19 protein-coding genes are annotated in these 18,641 nt (G+C 58.8%); 10 read left to right on the top strand and 9 right to left on the bottom strand.

Annotated features, from left to right (window positions below; translation table 11 throughout):
- Positions 1-97: 97 nt before the first annotated feature.
- Positions 98-1,441 carry an NADP-specific glutamate dehydrogenase gene (gene gdhA, locus ACOT0L_RS21195; RefSeq protein ID WP_015570765.1) on the bottom strand — a complete coding sequence of 448 codons (1,344 nt, stop codon included), beginning with the start codon at positions 1,439-1,441 and terminating at the stop codon, positions 98-100.
- A gap of 225 nt (positions 1,442-1,666) precedes the next feature.
- On the opposite strand from gdhA, the gene ACOT0L_RS21190 reads away from it, so the two are divergent.
- Entirely contained in the window at positions 1,667-1,939 is a 273-nt protein-coding gene (locus tag ACOT0L_RS21190; RefSeq protein ID WP_022647799.1) for a YnjH family protein, read from the top strand.
- On the opposite strand, the gene ACOT0L_RS21185 is transcribed toward ACOT0L_RS21190, so the two are convergent.
- Positions 1,899-2,315 (bottom strand): pyrimidine (deoxy)nucleoside triphosphate diphosphatase, encoded by a 417-nt coding sequence (locus ACOT0L_RS21185; RefSeq protein WP_126504154.1) that lies wholly within the window; start codon positions 2,313-2,315, stop codon positions 1,899-1,901. The genes ACOT0L_RS21190 and ACOT0L_RS21185 overlap by 41 nt on opposite strands.
- A gap of 75 nt (positions 2,316-2,390) precedes the next feature.
- On the opposite strand from ACOT0L_RS21185, the gene ACOT0L_RS21180 reads away from it, so the two are divergent.
- Both ACOT0L_RS21180 and ACOT0L_RS21175 read left to right on the top strand, forming a co-directional pair.
- The gene (locus tag ACOT0L_RS21180) at positions 2,391-2,963 is read left to right on the top strand and encodes a carboxymuconolactone decarboxylase family protein (protein WP_023299893.1); all 573 of its coding nucleotides are present in this window, start codon (positions 2,391-2,393) and stop codon (positions 2,961-2,963) included.
- On the top strand, positions 2,953-3,570 hold the full coding sequence (locus tag ACOT0L_RS21175) for a CDP-alcohol phosphatidyltransferase family protein (RefSeq protein WP_023299894.1): 618 nt from the start codon (positions 2,953-2,955) through the stop codon (positions 3,568-3,570). Before ACOT0L_RS21180 ends, ACOT0L_RS21175 begins: the two co-directional genes overlap by 11 nt.
- Here the strand turns inward: ACOT0L_RS21175 and ACOT0L_RS21170 are convergent.
- The 6 genes from ACOT0L_RS21170 to xthA form a co-directional block, all read right to left on the bottom strand.
- Positions 3,567-4,874, bottom strand: a complete 1,308-nt coding sequence (locus ACOT0L_RS21170; RefSeq protein ID WP_126504156.1) for a sulfurtransferase — start codon at positions 4,872-4,874, stop codon at positions 3,567-3,569. The two genes, ACOT0L_RS21175 and ACOT0L_RS21170, sit on opposite strands and share 4 nt — an antisense overlap.
- Before the next feature lie 73 nt (positions 4,875-4,947).
- Positions 4,948-5,568 carry an ATP-binding cassette domain-containing protein gene (locus tag ACOT0L_RS21165; RefSeq protein ID WP_126504158.1) on the bottom strand — a complete coding sequence of 207 codons (621 nt, stop codon included), beginning with the start codon at positions 5,566-5,568 and terminating at the stop codon, positions 4,948-4,950.
- The gene (locus tag ACOT0L_RS21160; protein ID WP_126504160.1) at positions 5,568-7,097 is read right to left on the bottom strand and encodes a thiamine ABC transporter permease; all 1,530 of its coding nucleotides are present in this window, start codon (positions 7,095-7,097) and stop codon (positions 5,568-5,570) included. The genes ACOT0L_RS21165 and ACOT0L_RS21160 overlap by 1 nt, the downstream gene beginning before the upstream one ends.
- The gene (locus tag ACOT0L_RS21155; RefSeq protein WP_400211766.1) at positions 7,070-8,239 is read right to left on the bottom strand and encodes an ABC transporter substrate-binding protein; all 1,170 of its coding nucleotides are present in this window, start codon (positions 8,237-8,239) and stop codon (positions 7,070-7,072) included. The genes ACOT0L_RS21160 and ACOT0L_RS21155 overlap by 28 nt, the downstream gene beginning before the upstream one ends.
- 6 nt (positions 8,240-8,245) lie before the next feature.
- A complete protein-coding gene (locus ACOT0L_RS21150; RefSeq protein WP_048966325.1) occupies positions 8,246-8,929 on the bottom strand; it encodes a TVP38/TMEM64 family protein in 684 nt (227 codons plus the stop codon).
- Between the two features lie 6 nt (positions 8,930-8,935).
- On the bottom strand, positions 8,936-9,742 hold the full coding sequence (gene xthA, locus ACOT0L_RS21145; RefSeq protein WP_302215032.1) for an exodeoxyribonuclease III: 807 nt from the start codon (positions 9,740-9,742) through the stop codon (positions 8,936-8,938).
- A 433-nt stretch (positions 9,743-10,175) separates the two neighbouring features.
- On the opposite strand from xthA, the gene astC reads away from it, so the two are divergent.
- The 7 genes from astC to ves all read left to right on the top strand — a co-directional run bounded on the left by astC (position 10,176) and on the right by ves (position 17,755).
- On the top strand, positions 10,176-11,396 hold the full coding sequence (gene astC / locus ACOT0L_RS21140) for a succinylornithine/acetylornithine transaminase (RefSeq protein WP_022647809.1): 1,221 nt from the start codon (positions 10,176-10,178) through the stop codon (positions 11,394-11,396).
- Positions 11,393-12,427, top strand: coding sequence for an arginine N-succinyltransferase (gene astA / locus ACOT0L_RS21135; protein WP_022647810.1), 1,035 nt, complete (start codon positions 11,393-11,395; stop codon positions 12,425-12,427). The genes astC and astA overlap by 4 nt, the downstream gene beginning before the upstream one ends.
- Positions 12,424-13,911 carry a succinylglutamate-semialdehyde dehydrogenase gene (astD, locus tag ACOT0L_RS21130; RefSeq protein WP_046618292.1) on the top strand — a complete coding sequence of 496 codons (1,488 nt, stop codon included), beginning with the start codon at positions 12,424-12,426 and terminating at the stop codon, positions 13,909-13,911. Before astA ends, astD begins: the two co-directional genes overlap by 4 nt.
- Positions 13,898-15,223, top strand: a complete 1,326-nt coding sequence (astB, locus tag ACOT0L_RS21125; protein WP_045307971.1) for an N-succinylarginine dihydrolase — start codon at positions 13,898-13,900, stop codon at positions 15,221-15,223. Before astD ends, astB begins: the two co-directional genes overlap by 14 nt.
- 9 nt (positions 15,224-15,232) lie before the next feature.
- On the top strand, positions 15,233-16,198 hold the full coding sequence (astE, locus tag ACOT0L_RS21120) for a succinylglutamate desuccinylase (RefSeq protein WP_038415886.1): 966 nt from the start codon (positions 15,233-15,235) through the stop codon (positions 16,196-16,198).
- A gap of 337 nt (positions 16,199-16,535) precedes the next feature.
- Positions 16,536-17,030 (top strand): ATP-independent periplasmic protein-refolding chaperone Spy, encoded by a 495-nt coding sequence (gene spy / locus ACOT0L_RS21115; protein WP_022647814.1) that lies wholly within the window; start codon positions 16,536-16,538, stop codon positions 17,028-17,030.
- Positions 17,031-17,197: 167 nt separating this feature from the next.
- Complete coding sequence (gene ves, locus ACOT0L_RS21110; protein WP_022647815.1) at positions 17,198-17,755, top strand: environmental stress-induced protein Ves; 558 nt, start codon at positions 17,198-17,200, stop codon at positions 17,753-17,755.
- On the opposite strand, the gene cho is transcribed toward ves, so the two are convergent.
- Positions 17,733-18,611, bottom strand: a complete 879-nt coding sequence (gene cho / locus ACOT0L_RS21105; protein WP_074129358.1) for an excinuclease Cho — start codon at positions 18,609-18,611, stop codon at positions 17,733-17,735. The genes ves and cho overlap by 23 nt on opposite strands.
- Between the last annotated feature and the right edge of the window lie 30 nt (positions 18,612-18,641).

The following is an 18,641-nucleotide window of genomic DNA, read 5'->3' as shown; positions in this document are numbered from 1 at the left end:
GAAAAGTGTTACCTATGTTCCCGGTCTGATCTGTTACCTATGTATCCGGTCATACACTAACGCTTACCGGGCCTGCAAGGGCGAGAATGCAGCGAAACTAAATCACACCCTGCCCGATCATCGCATCGGCCACCTTCACGAACCCGGCGATGTTGGCGCCGCGCACGTAGTTGGTCTGTGAAGCCTCACCGCCGTACTCCACGCAGGCATGGTGAATATCAAGCATAATGTGGTGCAGACGGGCATCCACTTTCTCCGCCTTCCAGCCCATTCTCGCGGCGTTTTGTGCCATTTCCAGACCGGATGTTGCCACCCCGCCCGCGTTCGCCGCCTTGCCTGGCGCAAAGAGTACGCCCGCGTCCAGGAACAGATCGGTCGCTTCAATGGTGGTGGGCATATTTGCCCCTTCCGCTACCGCCTTCACGCCATTGCTAATCAGCGTCCGGGCGGCATCCACGTCCAGCTCGTTTTGCGTCGCGCACGGCAGGGCGATATCCACCGGCACACCCCACGGCTGTTTACCTTCCAGATAGGTCAGGCCAAACTCTCGGGCATAATCCGCCACGCGGCCGTCACGGCTGGCTTTGATTTCGCACAGACGCGCCAGTTTTTCTGCTGTGAAGCCAGCTTCATCCACCACGGTGCCGCTGGAGTCGGAGGCGGTCACTACGCGCGCGCCAAACGCCATCGCTTTCTCGATAGCGTACTGCGCCACGTTGCCGGAGCCGGAGACCGCCACGCGCATCCCCTCGAAGCTCAGCCCGTGACGCTTAAGCATCGCTTCAGTGAAATAGACCAGACCGTAACCCGTCGCTTCCGGACGAATCAGGCTGCCGCCAAACGACAGACCTTTGCCGGTAAAGACGCAGGCGCTGTTGTTGGAGAGCTTTTTCATCATCCCGGCCATAAAGCCCACTTCACGACCACCCACGCCGATATCCCCGGCAGGAACGTCGGTGTCCGGCCCAAGGTGGCGATAGAGCTCAGTGACCAGCGCCTGGCAGAAGCGCATCACTTCGCCTTCGCTCTTGCCTTTCGGATCGAAATCACTCCCGCCTTTACCACCGCCCATCGGCAGGGTAGTGAGCGCATTTTTAAAGGTCTGCTCGAAGCCGAGGAATTTCAGAATCGACAGGTTCACCGAGGGATGGAAGCGCATCCCGCCCTTAAACGGCCCAATGGCGGAGTTAAACTGCACGCGCCACGCGCGGTTGACCTGTACCTGATTGCGATCGTCCACCCACGCCACGCGGAACTGGATGACGCGCTCCGGCTCCACCAGACGTTCAAGCAGCGCCATCTGGCGGTAGCGCGGATTTTCCTCAAGGAAGGGCCACAGGGTGGTCATGACTTCACGAACGGCCTGGGCAAACTCGCTTTGGTGCGGGTCGCGCTGCTGAACATGGGCAAGAAAGCTTTCCAGAGAGCGTGTCTGATCCATAGATATAAGAACCTCTTATAATAATTTATGCGTGTGGCGGAGATGTTTTGTGTCGTTTTTTTGACTATACCACCCGCACCGCTTTGAGAGGCAAGCAGAAATTTAGGCCGAAAGGGAAATTAATGACAAGGCGCGCGTCATAACCAAAAGCGATGACGAGATAAATTAAAGATCCCGTCAGGATCTACCGTTATAGATATAAACGATGCAAAGGAAATTAAGTCTATGAACCGTTTCGCAATGGCCGCGTTATGTTTGATGGTGTCCGCCGGGGCACAGGCTGATCGCATTCGCCCGGATGTCGAAGTTAACGTGCCGCCAGAGGTTTTTAGCGCTGGCGGCCAGCGTGCGCAGCCGTGTAATCAGTGCTGTATCTATCAGGATCAAAACTATTCCGAAGGCGCAGTGGTCAGGGCGGATGGCGTGCTGTTGCAGTGCCAGCGTGATGAACGCACCCTCAGTACAAACCCGCTGGTCTGGCGTCGCGTAAAAGAATAAACGCTTCCAGGAGCGGTATATCCGCCGGGGCTAAATCATACGAGAACGCGTCTTCTGGCGTGCACCACACCAGCGCCGAGTGGTAGTGCGCCTTCAGCTCGCCGCTAAATTCCGGCACGTGCCAGGCGTGGAGGTGGATCAGCCGCTGCGACACTTCCCGCTGGTGGCTTGCCACATACCGCGCGGGCACGGCTTCAATGCCGAGCTCTTCGCGTAGTTCGCGGATCAGCGCTTCCTGCTGGGTCTCACCGGCTTCAACCTTTCCGCCCGCAAATTCCCACATTCCTGGCTGATCGGCATGTTCGGGACGCTGCGCCAGCAAGATCTTGCCCTCTTTTTCGAGGATGGCCGCAACAACATCGAGTGTTTTCAGCATGTTCGTCAATAATTAATAGCGAAAAACGACATATTATCGTGCCCTGCCAAAGAGTCCAGTCATCAGGAGAATCAGGTGAAAGAGACAGCCGCCTGGGTTGCGCCCATGGAAACCCTTCCCGTCAGCCTCAAGCCCATTGCTGCCATGCAGAAAAAACACTTCGGCGCGGTGCTGAACCCCACGCGCTGGTGGGGGCGTATGCCGCGTCTTTTCTGGCTGGTAGCGCTATTTGTCGGCTATCTGGAGCGGCGCAAGGCGCGTTTGACGCCGGTTCTGCGTTCGTTACTAATGACGCGGGTCTCGCAGATCTGCCACTGCGCATTTTGTATTGATGCCAACAGCCTGCGTCTGGCCGAGCGGAGCGGGGCGCTGGATAAAGTGCAGGCCGTCAACGACTGGCAAAATTCCACCCTGTTCAGCGAAGAGGAGCGCGCGGCGCTGGCCTATGCGGAAGCGGTCACCGCCACGCCGCCTCAGGTGGATGAAAATATCAAAAACCAGCTGAAGCGCCACTTTAGCGAAGAGACTATCACCGAAATGACGGCTCTGATTGCCTTTCAGAACCTTTCCGCCCGCTTTAACGCCGCGCTGGATATCCCGGCTCAGGGCCTGTGTGCCACGTTTAAAGGTAAACCGCATGCTGGATAAACATCTGCATCCACGGCTGAAGCCCGGGTTAAATCAGCTGGCCGCCGCGCTGGATAAACCGTTTATTACGCCTGATGGGTTAACGCTCGCCGGGTTTGCGATTGGCGTACTGGCGTTACCGTTTCTGGCGCTGGGCTGGTATCTGCCAGCGCTGGTCGCCATTGTGCTGAACCGGCTGCTGGATGGTCTGGACGGTGCGCTGGCGCGTCGCCGTGGCCTGACGGACGCGGGAGGATTTCTTGATATCGCCCTCGACTTCCTGTTTTACGCGCTGGTACCGTTTGGCTTCGCGCTGGCCGCTCCGGCTGACAATGCGATCGCCGCCGCCTGGCTGCTGTTCGCGTTTATGGGGACGGGCAGCAGTTTCCTGGCCTTTGCCGCGCTGGCGGGGAAGCATAATATCGACAACCCCGGCTACGCGCACAAGTCGCTTTATTACATTGGAGGATTAACGGAAGGAACGGAGACCATCGCGCTGTTTGTGCTGTGCTGCCTGTTTCCGGCACACTTCACGCTGTTCGCCTGGGCGTTTGGCGCGTTGTGCTGGCTGACCACCACAACGCGCATCTGGAGCGGTTACGTGACGCTGAAGTCACTCCCCCGCTAGCGTGCGCTCTCCGGTCCACGCTCCCCGGTGGAGACCGGGTTCTGCGGATGGCTGCTCCATTCGTACCAGCCGCCGTCGTAGACGGCAACGTTTTGCCAGCCCATGGCGCGGGCGTACATGAAGGCTTCAGACGCGCGCCAGCCGGTGCCGCAGTAAAACGCAACGTGCTGCTCCGGCAGGATATTCCACGTCTTCCACATGGCGGCGATGTCATCGGCGCTGCGCATGGTGCCATCCGGATTGTGGAAATCTTCCATGTGGGTCGCGTCGCTACCCGCATGGCCCCAGCGCGCACCGGCAATGTCACCTTTTGGCTTGATATAGCTGTAGCCGCTGGTTTCACCGATAAACTCTGGCCAGGAACGAATGCTCACCAGGGATGCATCCTGACGGTGCAGCATTCCCCGGGCCTGTTCCATATCCACCATCAGCCGGGGCTGGCCCGGGATCGGCGCGCCAAAATCAGGGGCTGGCTTCACGTTCTCAGGCGTTCCGCGCTCAACGGGCAGGCTGGCGTCTGACCATGCCTTCCAGCCGCCGTCCAGAATTCGCACATCCTTCACGCCCGCGTAGAGCATGATCTGCGCCACGCGCGCGGCGGCATATACGTCGCGACCGTACAGAATGACGGTGGTATCGTGACGGATCCCGTGCTTCGCCAGCATCGCTTTCAACTTTTCGTCAGCGACCTTATTCCACAGCGGTTCGCTTTCCACTTCATTGGTGTCGATGTAGCCCGCGCCGGGAATGTGGCTCAGGAGATAAAGCTTCGGCGCACCCCAGCCAGCCTCGATCACCTTCCACTCTCCGGCTGGTGCGGCAGTAACGGGTTTGCCCTGCTGCAACAGGTGGATCCACTGCGGATAAACCAGCTGTTCAAAATGTGCCAGACGTTGCAAACGGTCGGATTGTTGCAGGGCATCGCTCAGGATGGAAACGTGGGTAAAACCCGCTTTTTCCAGCCGCGTTTTGACGGTCTGGTTGTCATCATCGTTGCCATAGAGCGCAACCGGCATGTCGGGCGTAATCCGATGCTGTTTTGCCCAGCCGCTGAGCTGTTCATCGCTCATTGCCCCAAGCCAGCCTGCAGAGAGATTAAGCGCGGCGGGTTCATGCCCGGACGTTCCGCGCAGCGTCTGCGGCCAGCCGTTATAGAACGCACTGACGCGCGTATCAATTACCGCGCCGTTTTGCGCCCGGAGCTGGTCCAGCGTGAGGGAGTGGGGCATATCAGCCGCCATGGAGGAGAGTGAGGCGAGGCCGCAGATCAGAGCCAGCGCGGTCAGTTGAGAAACACGTTTCATCGAAAAACCTGACGTCATTAAAAGAGGGTGGCATTGTCGTCTCTCCTGAAGCCAAAAACATTGCGTTAGCACATTATTGCCAGCGAGAAATCTCAATCACCTCTCCGCCGGGCGGGATATCTTCCTCATCATGCGTGACCAGCACCACCGGGATCTTGCGCTGGCGAGTGGTTTCGAATACCCACGCCCGGAATGAGGCGCGGAGCGTTTTATCCAGTCGGCTGAACGGTTCGTCGAGCAGCAATGCCTGCGGCTGGGCGAGAAGGGCGCGCAGCAGGCTGACCCGGGCGCGCTCGCCGCCGGAAAGGGTCGCCGGATCGCTGGCGTAGAGGTTTGCCAGCCCGGCAGATTCAAGAGCCTGCTCTACCGCGTCGCGCCGCGCGCGTCCGGCAACGTGCGCCGGCAGCGCCAGCATCAGGTTTTGCCCCACGCTGAAGGCGTCAAACAGCAGGGCATCCTGAAACAGAATGCCGATCCCGCGCGTTTCCACGGGGAGCAGATCGCAGCGTCGATCGTTCAGCCACAGCTCGCCGTGCGCCTTAAAATCAGCGGATAACGCGCCCACCATCCAGGCGAAAAGGGTCGATTTCCCGCTCCCGGAGGGTCCCATCAGCGTGAGAATCTCCCCTGCCGGGACGCGGAAGTTGACCTCACGTAAGAGTGGCGCAATGGTGAGATTTTTCACGTTCAGCATTAACGTAATCCTTGTCTGTGACGGCCCACGAGCCGGGCGAGCAGCGCGGCAAGGGCAAATACGCTGCTGGTCAACAGCAACAGACCCAGCGCCCGGCTGGCGAGGATCGGAACGCTGCCGCCGCTGCTGAGGGCGACCGCCTCCGTCGTCAGAGTAGTAAAACGACCCGCTCCCAGCCAGAGGGTGGGCATGTACTGGGCCATGCTCACGGAAAAGCCGGTGGCAAAGGCCAGCAGGGCCGGACGAACCATCAGGGGACATTTCACTAAACAGAAAATTTTCGCCTGTCGCCAGCCCAGCGTTCTGGCGGTGAGGATAAGCCGGGGATCGAGCCTGCGCCAGGCCGGTTGCAGCACCAGGAGCATCCACGGGAGAACCCAGAGCATATGGCTCCAGAGCACCGCAGCGTACTGGCCGTCGATGCCCAGCCACAGCGCCACGGCATACTGCCCGGACACGAGGGGCAGCGCCGGGAGGGCAAGCGGCAGCCAGATCCACACCGCGCCGCGCTGGGGTCCCCACTCAAGCCAGATCATGAGGATGGCCAGCGCTGTCAGGCTGGACAGCAGTCCCAGTGAAAGGCTGTCGCTGACGGGGCCGATGTCGCCCCGGCGTGCCAGCATCAGCAGAACCAGCGCACAAAGCACGCCGCACAGCGGCAGTAACCCGCCCAGCGTCCGTGCGGGCAACGCGGTATGCGAAGCGCGACGTACCCCCGAGACGTCAGGCTGGGCGCGCCGCCAAGCCGTCCAGAGGCTGTATCCCACCGCGGCAAGTGCGGCCAGCAGCAGGAGCAACACCAGACACAGCAACGTTCCTTTTGTCTGCTGCTGCGCATCGCCCTGGGTGAGCCACTGCCAGGCCAGCACCGCCAGCGTAGGTGGGTTGCCCGGCCCGAGCACGATCGCCACATCCACCACGGAAAGCGACCAGGCGAGCACCGCCAGCATCACGGCGCCCAGCGCGGGGGCGATAGCCGGGAGGACGAGCCAGTTGAGCGCCTGCATTCGTCCGTAGCCGAAGGTATGCAGGACAATTTTCTGCTGTGCGAGGCGCTTCTCAGGCAGCGCGGCGTAGATTGCCCACAGAACGAACGCGCTCTCTTTGACCGCAAGCGTCAGGCCAAGCCCGATACCGTAGCGGTCAAGCTGCGGCGAACAGACTGTACAGATCCGGTAAAACTGACCGCCTTCCGCAAACAGCAGCAGCGCGCTGGTGGCGAAGGCGACGTGCGGCACGGCTAACAACCACGGCAGACGGGTGCTCAGGCGCTGCCAGCCATCACCCGGCCAGAGAAGCGCAAGCAGGCTCAGGGCGATAAACAGTGAACCCAGCGTCGCGATGAGGGTTGATACCAGCGTAGCGGCCAGCGCCTGCGGCAGCTGCGGGTCGGCAAACAGCGCCGCCCAGTTACTGAGAGAAAACGCCGGGGCCAGCAGCATGCCGCTGGCGGGAAGCAGTGGCAGATAGATGACCGCCATTGCCGCCCATACCAGCCCGCTTAGCGGGTTCCGTAGCGGCGAAGCCATTCCTGCTCCAGGGCGTTAACCCAGGCGGCGTGCGGTTCGGGAAGTACATCAGGCGTGCCTGAAGGGGTAAAGGCATGAAGCTGTTTTGCCGCTTTCGCAGGTAGTTTGGCACCATCCAGCACGCTCGGGTCACCCCAGACGGCAGGATCGGCTTTGCGGATCTGCGCCTGCGGTGACAGCAGGAAATTTGCCACCACTTTCGCCCCTGCGCTCGCACTGGCATTTGCCGGGATAGCGACAAAATGGACGTTGCCGATCATGCCTTTGAGAAAGCCGAAACTGTAGCTGTCGGCAGGCAGTTCACCGCTCGCCACCTTTTGCATCGCATGGGCGGGGTTAAAGGTGAGCGACAGGTTCAGGTTGCCGCTGGCCAGCAGCGTATCCATGCGCGCAGGCGATGGCGGAAAATCGTTCCCTTCGCGCCACAGCAGGGGATGTAGCGTATCAAGATAGTTCCACAGCGGCGCGGTGATCTCTGCAAAGGTGCCGTCCGGCGCGTTTTTTAACGCCTCCGGATGGGCGGTCAGTGCCAGCAGAAGCTGTTCAAGAAACGCCGTGCCGGTAAAATCCGGCGGTCGCGGATAGCTCACCTTGCCAGGGTGCTGCTGAGCGTAAGCCAGCAGCGCGTGGGGATCTGCCGGAGGCGTCGGCATACTCGCTTTACGGGCGATGAAGGTTAACTGCGCGCCGCCCCATGGGGATTCCGCCCCATCGGTCGGGATGGCAAAATCTTCCGTGACCGGTTTACGGGTATCGACGTAACGCCAGTTGGGCAGGGTTTGCGCCCAGCCGGTGAGCAGCAGGTTTGCCTCCTTCAGCGTGCGGAAGTTTTCCCCGTTTACCCAGAGTAGATCCACCGACCCGTTACTGCTACGTCCTGCGGCCTGTTCCGTCTGGATCCGCTTCACCGCATCGGCGGCATCGGCCAGATGAACGATCTTCAGGTTAATGGCATAGTGCGTTTTCATCTCGCCGCTCACCCAGTCGAGGTAGCGGTTAACGGCCTCGTCACCACCCCAGGCGTTAAACCAGACGGTCTGCCCGGTGGCCTGTTGCTGAATGGATTGCCAGCTTTCTGCGGCGAAGGCAGAGGTTGCCAGCAGCAGACTCGTCAGAAACGCGCAAAAACGCACCCGGCGCATAATGCCTCACTTTTTAATCGAAGGGATGTAACGGGAAAACAGCCAGCGAGTGACCAGCGGTAATAACCCTAATAGTGTAAAGGCGAACAGCAGTCCCGGCGACACAATATCGCGCAGCGTGGTGAGTTTTCCCAGCTCGCGTCCGGCGTTCAGATAAATGACGGTGGCAGGTAGCATCGCAAGCTGGCTGACCCACCAGTAGTGACGCACCTGGATACGTGTTAGCCCCATCAGCAAATTGACCAGAAAGAACGGAAACAACGGCATCAGGCGCAGGGCAAAAAGGTAGCGCGCGCCATCGCGAACCATCCCCACATCGATCGTGTTCATCTGTGCGGCAAAGCTCCGTTGCACCCAGTCACGCAGCAGATAACGGCTGACGAGCATGGCAAGCGTGGCGCCGAGCGTCGAGGCCAATGACACCAACAGCATCGCCTCCCACAGGCTGAAAATCGCCCCGCCGAGCAGCGTCAGAAGCGCGGCCCCGGGTATCGACAGCGCAGAGACCAGAACGTAAACCGCAAAATAGATCAGCGCGCTCTGAAGGGGCGCCTGCTCCACACGATCGAGCAACGTTTGCTGGTGTATTTTTAGCGTGTCGAGGGAGAGCATGCCCGGAGGAAGCAAAACAACGATTAAAACAAATGCGCCCAGAAGGGCGCACAGGAGACTGATTTTTTTTATATTCACTGAGGATTACAGCTTGAACGTTGCCCATACCGGCGCATGGTCGGACGGTTTTTCCATGCTGCGAATATCATAGTCGATACCGGTTTCGATGCAGCGTTCGGCCAGGGGGGCGCTCGCCAGCAGCAGATCAATACGCAGGCCCCGGTTGTCATCGAAGCCTTTTGAGCGGTAGTCAAACCACGAGAAGCGATCCTGCGTCTCCGGGTTAGCGGTGCGGAAGGTATCCACCAGCCCCCAGTCAAGCAAGCGCTGCATCCACTCGCGCTCTTCCGGCAGGAAGGAACATTTCCCGGTGCGCAGCCAGCGCTTGCGGCTGTCTTCGCCAATGCCAATGTCCAGATCCGTCGGGCTGATATTCACATCCCCCATGACCAGCACCGGATTATCTTTGTTGAGTTCGGTCGTAAGGTAGTTTTGCAGATCCTGATAAAATTTGGCTTTGGCCGGGAATTTGGTCGGGTGGTCGCGGCTTTCACCCTGCGGGAAGTAACCATTAATCACTGTGATGTTACCCAGCGGGGAAGGCAGCTCAGCCATGATGAGACGACGCTGTGCTTCTTCACCGTCACCCGGAAAGCCACGACGCACCGACACCGGCGTATCTTTGGTCAGCAGCGCAACGCCGTAGTGGCCTTTCTGACCGTGGTAAAAAACGTTATAGCCCAGCTTCGCTACCTCTTCGAGCGGGAACATATCGTCGTGAACTTTTGTCTCCTGCAAGCCGATCACATCTGGCTGATGTTGCTCAACAATCGCTTCGAGCTGGTGAGGGCGGGCACGCAGGCCGTTGATATTAAAAGAGACAAATTTCATAGTCGCTGCCAATGCAAGGTGAATAGTGCAAGGATGGTAGCAGAATTTACGTCGTCTGTTATCCGCTTCGCCCAATTACTGCGACAGATAATGCCGACGGTGCAATATTTGCACCATTTCGACGCGTTTTGCCCTCGAACAGGGCGTAAAGGACCGATAAATTTCGCGAGCGATCACAATTCCAGAATTATATTTGGCATGTGCATACTCTTTCTTGTTTTCGTGCGGCAAAGCGCCGCTTGTCGTGAAAATATTCACTATTTATGCATTAACAGTGAATAACTCCATATTGTAACTCATTGATATTGTGTTGCCCAAATCCGTTTATGCATTTTTATCGCTGGCTGGCACGAACGCTGCAATCTACATTCACAGTGCAAACACTCAATTGTTTAACATTTAAACAACCTTTTATTTACCGGATGAGGTCGCTATGTCTCTGTCAGTTACGCGTGAAAATTTCGATGAATGGATGATGCCGGTATACGCTCCGGCGGCTTTTATTCCGGTACGTGGGGAGGGCTCTCGCCTGTGGGATCAGCAGGGCAAAGAGTATATCGACTTTGCGGGTGGGATTGCGGTGAATGCGCTGGGGCATGCAAACCCGGCGCTGCGGCAGGCGCTGAATGATCAGGCGGCGAAATTCTGGCATACCGGCAACGGTTATACCAACGAACCGGCGTTGCGTCTGGCGAAGAAGCTGATCGACGCCACTTTCGCAGAAAAAGTCTTTTTCTGTAACTCCGGCGCGGAAGCGAACGAAGCGGCGCTGAAGCTGGCGCGCAAATATGCGCACGATAAATTCGGCCCGCACAAGAGCGGCATCGTAGCCTTTAAAAATGCCTTCCATGGCCGCACGCTGTTTACCGTCAGTGCGGGTGGTCAGCCCTCATATTCTCAGGATTTTGCGCCGCTGCCGCCGGATATCCGTCATGCGGCGTATAACGATTTACACTCTGCCAGCGAGCTGATTGACGACACCACCTGTGCGGTGATTGTCGAGCCCATGCAGGGGGAAGGCGGCGTCATGCCCGCCCAGAAAGCGTTCCTGCAAGGGCTGCGCGAGCTGTGCGATCGGCATAACGCGGTCCTGATTTTTGACGAAGTCCAGACCGGCGTGGGCCGCACGGGTGAGCTGTACGCCTACATGCACTATGGCGTGACCCCGGATGTGCTTTCAACAGCCAAAGCGCTCGGCGGCGGCTTCCCGGTGGGGGCGATGCTGACCACCGATACATTCGCCAGCGTGATGACCGTGGGCACCCATGGCACCACTTACGGCGGTAACCCGCTGGCAACCGCTGTCGCCGGACAGGTGCTGGATATCATCAACACTCCTGAGGTGCTTAGCGGCGTGAAGCAGCGTCACCAGTGGTTTGTTGAGCGTCTTACCGCCATCAATAACCAGACCGGCATGTTCAAAGAGATCCGCGGTCTGGGGCTGTTGATAGGTTGTGAGCTTGCCCCTGAGTTTGCTGGCAAAGCGAAGCTGATTTCACAGGAAGCGGCAAAGCAGGGCGTGATGGTGTTGATTGCCGGCGCTAACGTGGTGCGGTTTGCCCCTGCGCTGATCGTCAGTGAGGAAGAGGTCAGAACCGGGTTAGATCGTTTTGCGCTGGCCTGCGAACAGGTGAAGTCCGGGGTGTCATCATGATGGTCATCCGTCCCGTTGCGCACGGCGATCTCGCCGGGCTTATGCAGCTTGCCGGTAAGACAGGGGGCGGGCTGACCTCGCTGCCTGCCGATGAAAAAACGCTGTCGGCGCGCATTGAGCGCGCCCTGCAAACCTGGCAGGGGACGTTGCCAAAAAGCGAACAGGGCTATGTGTTCGTGCTGGAAGAGACCGACACGGGAACCGTGGCGGGGATTTGCGCCATCGAGGTGGCCGTCGGGCTCAACGATCCGTGGTACAACTACCGCGTCGGCACGATGGTCCACGCCTCGAAAGAGCTGAACGTCTACAACGCGCTGCCGACGCTTTTTCTTTGTAATGACCATACCGGCGCCAGCGAACTCTGCACCCTGTTTCTCGATCCGGACTGGCGCAAAGAGGGTAACGGTTATCTGCTCTCCAAATCGCGCTTCATGTTTATGGCCGCCTTTCGCGACCGCTTCAACGAAAAAGTGGTCGCGGAGATGCGCGGCGTAATTGATGAGACGGGCTACTCGCCGTTCTGGGAGAGCCTGGGCGAACGCTTCTTCTCCATGGAATTCAGCCGGGCGGATTACCTGTGCGGTACCGGTCAGAAGGCGTTTATCGCCGAGTTAATGCCGAAGCATCCTATTTATACCCATTTCTTAACGCCGGAAGCGCAGGCGGTGATCGGCGAAGTTCACCCGCAAACCGCCCCGGCCCGTGCAGTGCTGGAGAAAGAGGGTTTTCGCTACCGCAATTACGTCGACATCTTTGACGGCGGCCCGACGCTGGAATGCGATATTGACCGCGTACGCGCCATCCGTAAAAGCCGCCTGGTTGAGGTTTCAGAAGGCCAGCCCGCGCCGGGCGAGTGGCCAGCCTGCCTGGTCTCGAACGAGAATTACGCCAACTTCCGCGCCATGCTGGTGCGAACCAACCCAACATGCGAGCGTCTGGTACTGACGGCTGCGCAACTGGATGCCCTGAAATGTAACGCTGGCGACACGGTTCGCCTGGTGCGGCTCTGCCCTGAGGAGAAAACAGCATGACTCTATGGATTAACGGTGACTGGGTAACGGGCGAAGGTGATGCGCGGACAAAAACTAACCCGGTCGGCCAGGAGGTGCTCTGGTCGGGGAGCGACGCCAGCGCCGGGCAGGTTGAGCAGGCCTGCCAGGCTGCACGCCGCGCGTTTCCGGCATGGGCGAAACGGCCATTCTCCGAGCGCCAGGCGCTGGTTGAGAAATTTGCTGCGCTGCTGGAGGCCAATAAAGCAGAGCTGACCCGCATCATTGCCTGCGAAACCAGCAAGCCGCGCTGGGAGGCAACAACCGAAGTGACGGCGATGATCAATAAAATCGGTATATCGGTGAAGGCGTACCACGCCCGCACCGGTGAGCAGCATACCGGGATGCCGGACGGCGCCGCCACGCTGCGCCACCGTCCGCACGGGGTGTTGGCGGTGTTTGGCCCGTACAACTTCCCCGGGCATCTGCCGAACGGGCATATTGTGCCTGCGCTGCTGGCGGGAAATACCGTCATCTTCAAGCCGAGTGAGTTAACCCCCTTAACCGGAGAAGCAGTAGTAAAACTCTGGGAGCAGGCGGGGCTGCCGCCGGGCGTGCTGAATCTGGTGCAGGGCGGACGTGAAACCGGTCAGGCGCTGAGTGCGCTGAGCGACATTGACGGTCTGCTGTTTACCGGCAGTGCCGGAACGGGTTATCAGCTGCATCGTCAGCTGGCGGGGCAGCCGGAAAAAATTCTGGCGCTGGAGATGGGTGGCAACAACCCACTGATTGTGGAAGATCCGGATGATATCGATGCTGCGGTCCACCTGACCATTCAGTCGGCATTCATTACCGCCGGACAGCGCTGCACCTGCGCCCGCCGCCTGCTGGTTAAACGCGGCGCGCAGGGGGATGCGTTTCTTAAGCGTCTGGTGGAGGTGAGCGGGCGTCTGGTTCCCGCGAAATGGGATACCGAGCCGCAGCCGTTTATCGGCGGGCTGATCTCCGGGCAGGCGGCGCTGAACGTGCTGAAAGCGTGGCAGGAGCACGTGGCGTGCGGGGCGAAAACCCTGCTGGAGCCGAAGCTGGTTCAGCCGGGCACATCGCTGCTGACGCCGGGGATTATTGAGATGAGTGCGACGAGCAACGTGCCGGATGAAGAGGTCTTTGGCCCGCTGCTGTGCGTCTGGCGCTATGACGATTTTGCATCGGCGATCGAGATGGCCAACAACACCCGCTACGGCCTGTCGAGCGGCCTGATATCCCCGCATCGCGAGAAATTCGACCAGCTGCTGCTGGAAGCGCGCGCCGGGATCGTGAACTGGAACAAACCGCTGACCGGCGCGGCGAGCACCGCGCCGTTTGGTGGCGTAGGGGCATCGGGCAACCATCGCGCCAGCGCCTGGTATGCCGCCGATTACTGCGCGTGGCCGATGGCAAGCCTGGAAACCCCGGCGCTGACGCTGCCGGAGACACTGAATCCGGGGCTGGATTTTACAGAGGGTGACGCCCATGAAAGCGCGTGAGGTTAACTTTGACGGGCTGGTGGGGCTGACGCACCACTATGCCGGGCTGTCGTTCGGCAATGAAGCCTCGACGAAGCACCGTTTCCAGGTCTCAAACCCGAAGCTGGCGGCGAAGCAGGGGCTATTGAAAATGAAGGCGCTGTCCGATGCCGGTTTCCCGCAGGCGGTGATCCCGCCGCAGGAGCGGCCGAACGTGGCCGTGCTGCGCCAGCTGGGCTTCAGCGGTACGGATGAACAGGTGGTTGAAAAAGCCGGTACGCAGTCCCCACAGCTGCTTTCCGCGGCCAGTTCAGCCTCTTCAATGTGGGTAGCGAATGCCGCCACCGTCGCGCCGTCGGCGGATACGCTGGACGGCAAAGTGCATCTGACCGTCGCTAACCTGAACAACAAATTCCACCGCGCCAGCGAAGCGGAGACCACCGGGCGCGTGCTGCGCGCCATTTTTAATCATGATGCGCATTTTGAGGTGCATTCGGCGCTGCCGCAGGTCGCGATGTTTGGCGACGAAGGGGCGGCAAACCACAACCGTCTGGGTGGCGATTACGGCGATCCAGGCTTGCAGCTGTTTATCTATGGACGGGAAGAGGGCGGCCACGCCGCGCCGGTTCGTTATCCGGCGAGACAAACCTTAGCCGCAAGCCAGGCGGTTGCACGGCTGAACCAGGTTAATCCTACTCAGGTGATTTTTGCCCAGCAAAATCCGCAGGTGATCGACCAGGGCGTGTTTCATAACGATGTGATTGCCGTTTCCAACCGTCAGGTGCTGTTCTGCCACGAGCAGGCGTTTGCCCATCAGGAAAAGTTGCTGGCCACGCTGCGCGAACGCGTGCCGGGATTTATGCCGATTCAGGTGCCCACGCAGGCGGTAAGCGTGCAGGATGCGGTCGAAACGTATCTGTTCAACAGCCAGCTGCTGAGCCGGGATGACGGCAGCATGATGCTGGTGCTGCCGCAGGAGTCCCGCAACCATCAGGGTGTCTGGCGCTATCTCAGCGAACTGGTGCAGGCGGATAACCCGATTGATGAACTGCGCGTGTTTGATCTGCGGGAAAGTATGGCTAACGGCGGGGGACCGGCGTGCCTGCGACTGCGCGTGGTGTTAACGCCGGAGGAAATGCAGGCCGTGAATCCGTCGGTGATGATGAACGACACGCTGTTCAATACCCTCAATGACTGGGTGGACCGCTACTATCGTGACCGTCTGGTTCAGGCCGATCTGGTTGATCCGCAGCTGCTGCGCGAAGGCCGCGAGGCGCTGGATGCATTATCGACCATCCTGCAACTGGGATCGGTTTATCCGTTCCAGCGCTAAGGAGACGATATGGAAAATTTTCTGGCGCTGACGCTGGCTGAAGAGACACCGGAGCGGCACGAGGGGGAAGGCCCCTCGTTCCACTGGCGATGGCTGGGGCCGGGCGTGCTTGAACTGACGCCGACGGGGCAATATAACCTGTCGCTGCTGCTTTCTACCGGCATTCACGGGAATGAAACCGCGCCTGTGGAGATTGTCGATCTGTTGCTGCGCGCGCTGTATCGCGCAGAGATCACGCTGCACTGTCGTCTGCTGGTGGTACTGGGAAATCCGCCTGCGCTGGCGCAAAACAAACGGTATCTCGTGAGCGACATCAACCGAATGTTTGGCGGCCGCTGGGCGCAATTTCCACAGAGTGATGAAACGACACGTGCGCAATGGCTGGAGAAGGTGGTCACAGCGTTTTTTGCCGGGGCGGGGGAAACGCGCTGGCACCTCGATCTGCATACCGCCATCCGCGCCTCGTACCACGTACGTTTTGGCGTGTTACCGCAGCGCCATCAGCCGTGGGATGAGGCGTTTCTGACCTGGCTTGGCGACGCGGGACTGGAAGCGCTGGTTTTCCACCAGACGCCGGGCGGCACGTTTACCCACTTCACCTGCGAGAATTTCGGCGCGCTGTCCTGCACGCTGGAGCTGGGAAAAGCGCTGCCGTTCGGGCAAAACGACCTGACGCGTTTTGCCCCTACGCATCAGGCGCTTCGGGCGTTGCTCGCAGGGGTTGCGCCGGAACCCACCCGGGAACCCGTCGTGCGCTATCGGGTCGTACAGCAGATCACGCGTCAAAGCGAAGCTTTCCAGCTTCATATGGCGCCCCATACGCTGAACTTCACGCCGTTTCGCCAGGGCGTCCTGCTGGCGGAAGATGGTGAGACGCGTTATGCGGTACAGAACCCCACGGAATATGTTTTATTTCCTAACCCGTCAGTCGCGTTTGGTTTACGAGCCGGGTTGATGCTGGAAAAAATGCCCTGATCGTCTCCCCTCGCGCAGACCGGAGGGGAAACGAAGAATTAATTTCTTAACGTTAAAAGCGCTCTGGTAGTGTTTGCGGAATATTCCTGGAGAATTGCTTTATTATTAAACGGCACTTCGCTATACTCCTCCATAATCTCTTTAAAATCATCCTGTTGAATATTTTTGTTTCATCTCTCCACGCTTTTTCCTTAATTTCTCCATAATTGGCGAAAACGTGTTTTTTATACTTTCATTGTTTTACCGTTGCTCTGACTAATTGACGATAAACCCCGTAAAGTTAATCTCGTCAACACGGCATAGCGCCGAAGAATAACTGAAAGTAAGGAAAGACATTATGCGTAAATTAACTGCACTGTTTGTTGCCTCTACCCTGGCTCTGGGCGCTACCAGCATGGCGTTCGCCGCCGATACCGCGACCACTACCGCCGCGCCGGCAGAAGGCAAAATGATGATGCATCATAAAGGCAAGCCGGGTATGCATCATGAGATGATGATGTTTAAAGATCTGAACCTGACCGATGCGCAGAAGCAGCAGATCCGCGACATCAGGAAAAGTCAGCGTGACCAGATGAAACGTCCTCCGCTGGAAGAGCGCCGCGCGATGCATGACATCATTGCCAGCGACAGCTTCGACAAAGCAAAAGCAGAAGCGCAGATCGACAAAATGGCCGAGCAGCATAAAGCGCGCATGCTGGCCCACATGGAAACCCAGAACAAGATTTACAACATTCTGACGCCGGAACAGAAAAAGCAATTTAATGCCAATTTTGAGAAGCGTCTGACAGAACGTGCAGCGCCGGAAGGTAAAATGCCTGCACCAGCCGAATAATCGGTTCACTCTCTTAAGACCGCCGGGCTCCTGTCTACACAAGCGAAAACGCTGTGGACAGGACCGGCGGTTTTTCTTTTGCCCCATGCCTAAGGTCTGGCCATACCGTTGCCGATAATACGTCTGTGAAAATGCCCTGGCGCACGGTGCGTCCTTCAGGAGTGGTCATGGAATTCTTTGATATCCGTAAAATACCCGTCAGTCTCTGGCGTAACGGCGCGGGTGAGACGCGTGAGATTTGCTGTTTCCCTCCCGCGACGCGGGATTTTTCCTGGCGGGCCAGCATCGCCTCCATCGCCAGTAACGGCGAATTCTCCGCGTTTCCGGGCGTTGACCGGGTGATTACGCTGCTGGAAGGCGGCGAGGTGACGCTGGATGCGGGGAGGGCGTTTTGCCATACCCTGAAACACCATCAGCCTTACGGCTTTGCGGGCGATTTGACGGTGAAAGCCGTGCTCACGGAGGGGCAGATGTCGATGGATTTCAATGTCATGACCCGACGGGAGCACTGCCAGGCAAAGGTGCGCGTTGCTACCCGAACGTTCACTACCTTCGCATCACGCGGTGGCGTGGCGTTCGTATTAAGCGGCGCCTGGCAACTGGGCGATAAATTACTGACCGCCGATCAGGGCGCCAGCTGGCAAGAGGGCAGCCATACCCTCCGTCTACTGGAAACGAAGGGGTCGCTGCTGTTCAGTGAAATTACCTGGCTGCCGGGTCATTGAGCATGACTATCTCATATTTACCGGTTAACAGCGGCTTACAGAGAATTTTGTAGCCATCCTGATCGAACCCGGCAGGTGTGCGCAGCAGGGCGGCAGCGTCATCCAGACTTTCAACCGCGCCAAGCCAGAGCCAGTTGCGGATGACGTGATAGTGCGTCATCGCATCGCGGGTCTCTTTCAACGCCACCGCGCCTTCCCACGGCCAGCAGTTGACGCTGATTGAGGCTAGGCCAGCCATAAACCGGGCATGATGTTCTTCAACGCTCTCTTTTCCACAACACGCCCCGGCGCAGCGTTTCAACGCGGAGCGGAAACAGGCGCGACCGCGGGTAGTCGCTTCCAGTCCTAACAGGCCGTAACAAAGCTGTAATTCATCAGCAAGGGTTTGCAGAGTTTGCAGTGCGGCACGTTTGTTGGCAAACAGACCGTAAAGATTCGGTTCATGCGAAAAATCCACTTCCCGGGCATAAACGACCTGCGGTTTTCCCGCGTTAACCTGCAAGGAACACAGCTGGCGGTTGCGGCGCAGGCGTTTGTTAAACAGCGGCTGCTGTTCCTTGATGAGCCGGGCTTCGAGCAGAAGCGCGCCCAGTTCACCTGCCGTCTCGATCCAGGTGATCCGCCGGGACTGTCTGAGCATCGATGCTTCGTCCGGCGTACGCAGGTGCGACATCACCCGACTGCGGATATTTACGCTTTTGCCGATATAGAGCGGCATGGTGTCGCTGTCGCCGTGGAAGAAATAGACGCCAGGCTGTTTAGGCAGCGCCTCAAGCCAGGGGCGAAGATGCTCGGGATATTCGTAGATAGCCGCCGCTTCAAACTCAAGACGCGGGGCGGATTGACGCCTGCTCACATACTGCTCCATATACTGTTCAGGCATACA

The organism is Enterobacter cloacae complex sp. XAL002 (genome assembly GCF_049236805.1).
Taxonomy (GTDB): Bacteria; Pseudomonadota; Gammaproteobacteria; order Enterobacterales; family Enterobacteriaceae; genus Enterobacter; species Enterobacter intestinihominis.
This window is presented reverse-complemented; position numbering and strand designations above follow the sequence as displayed.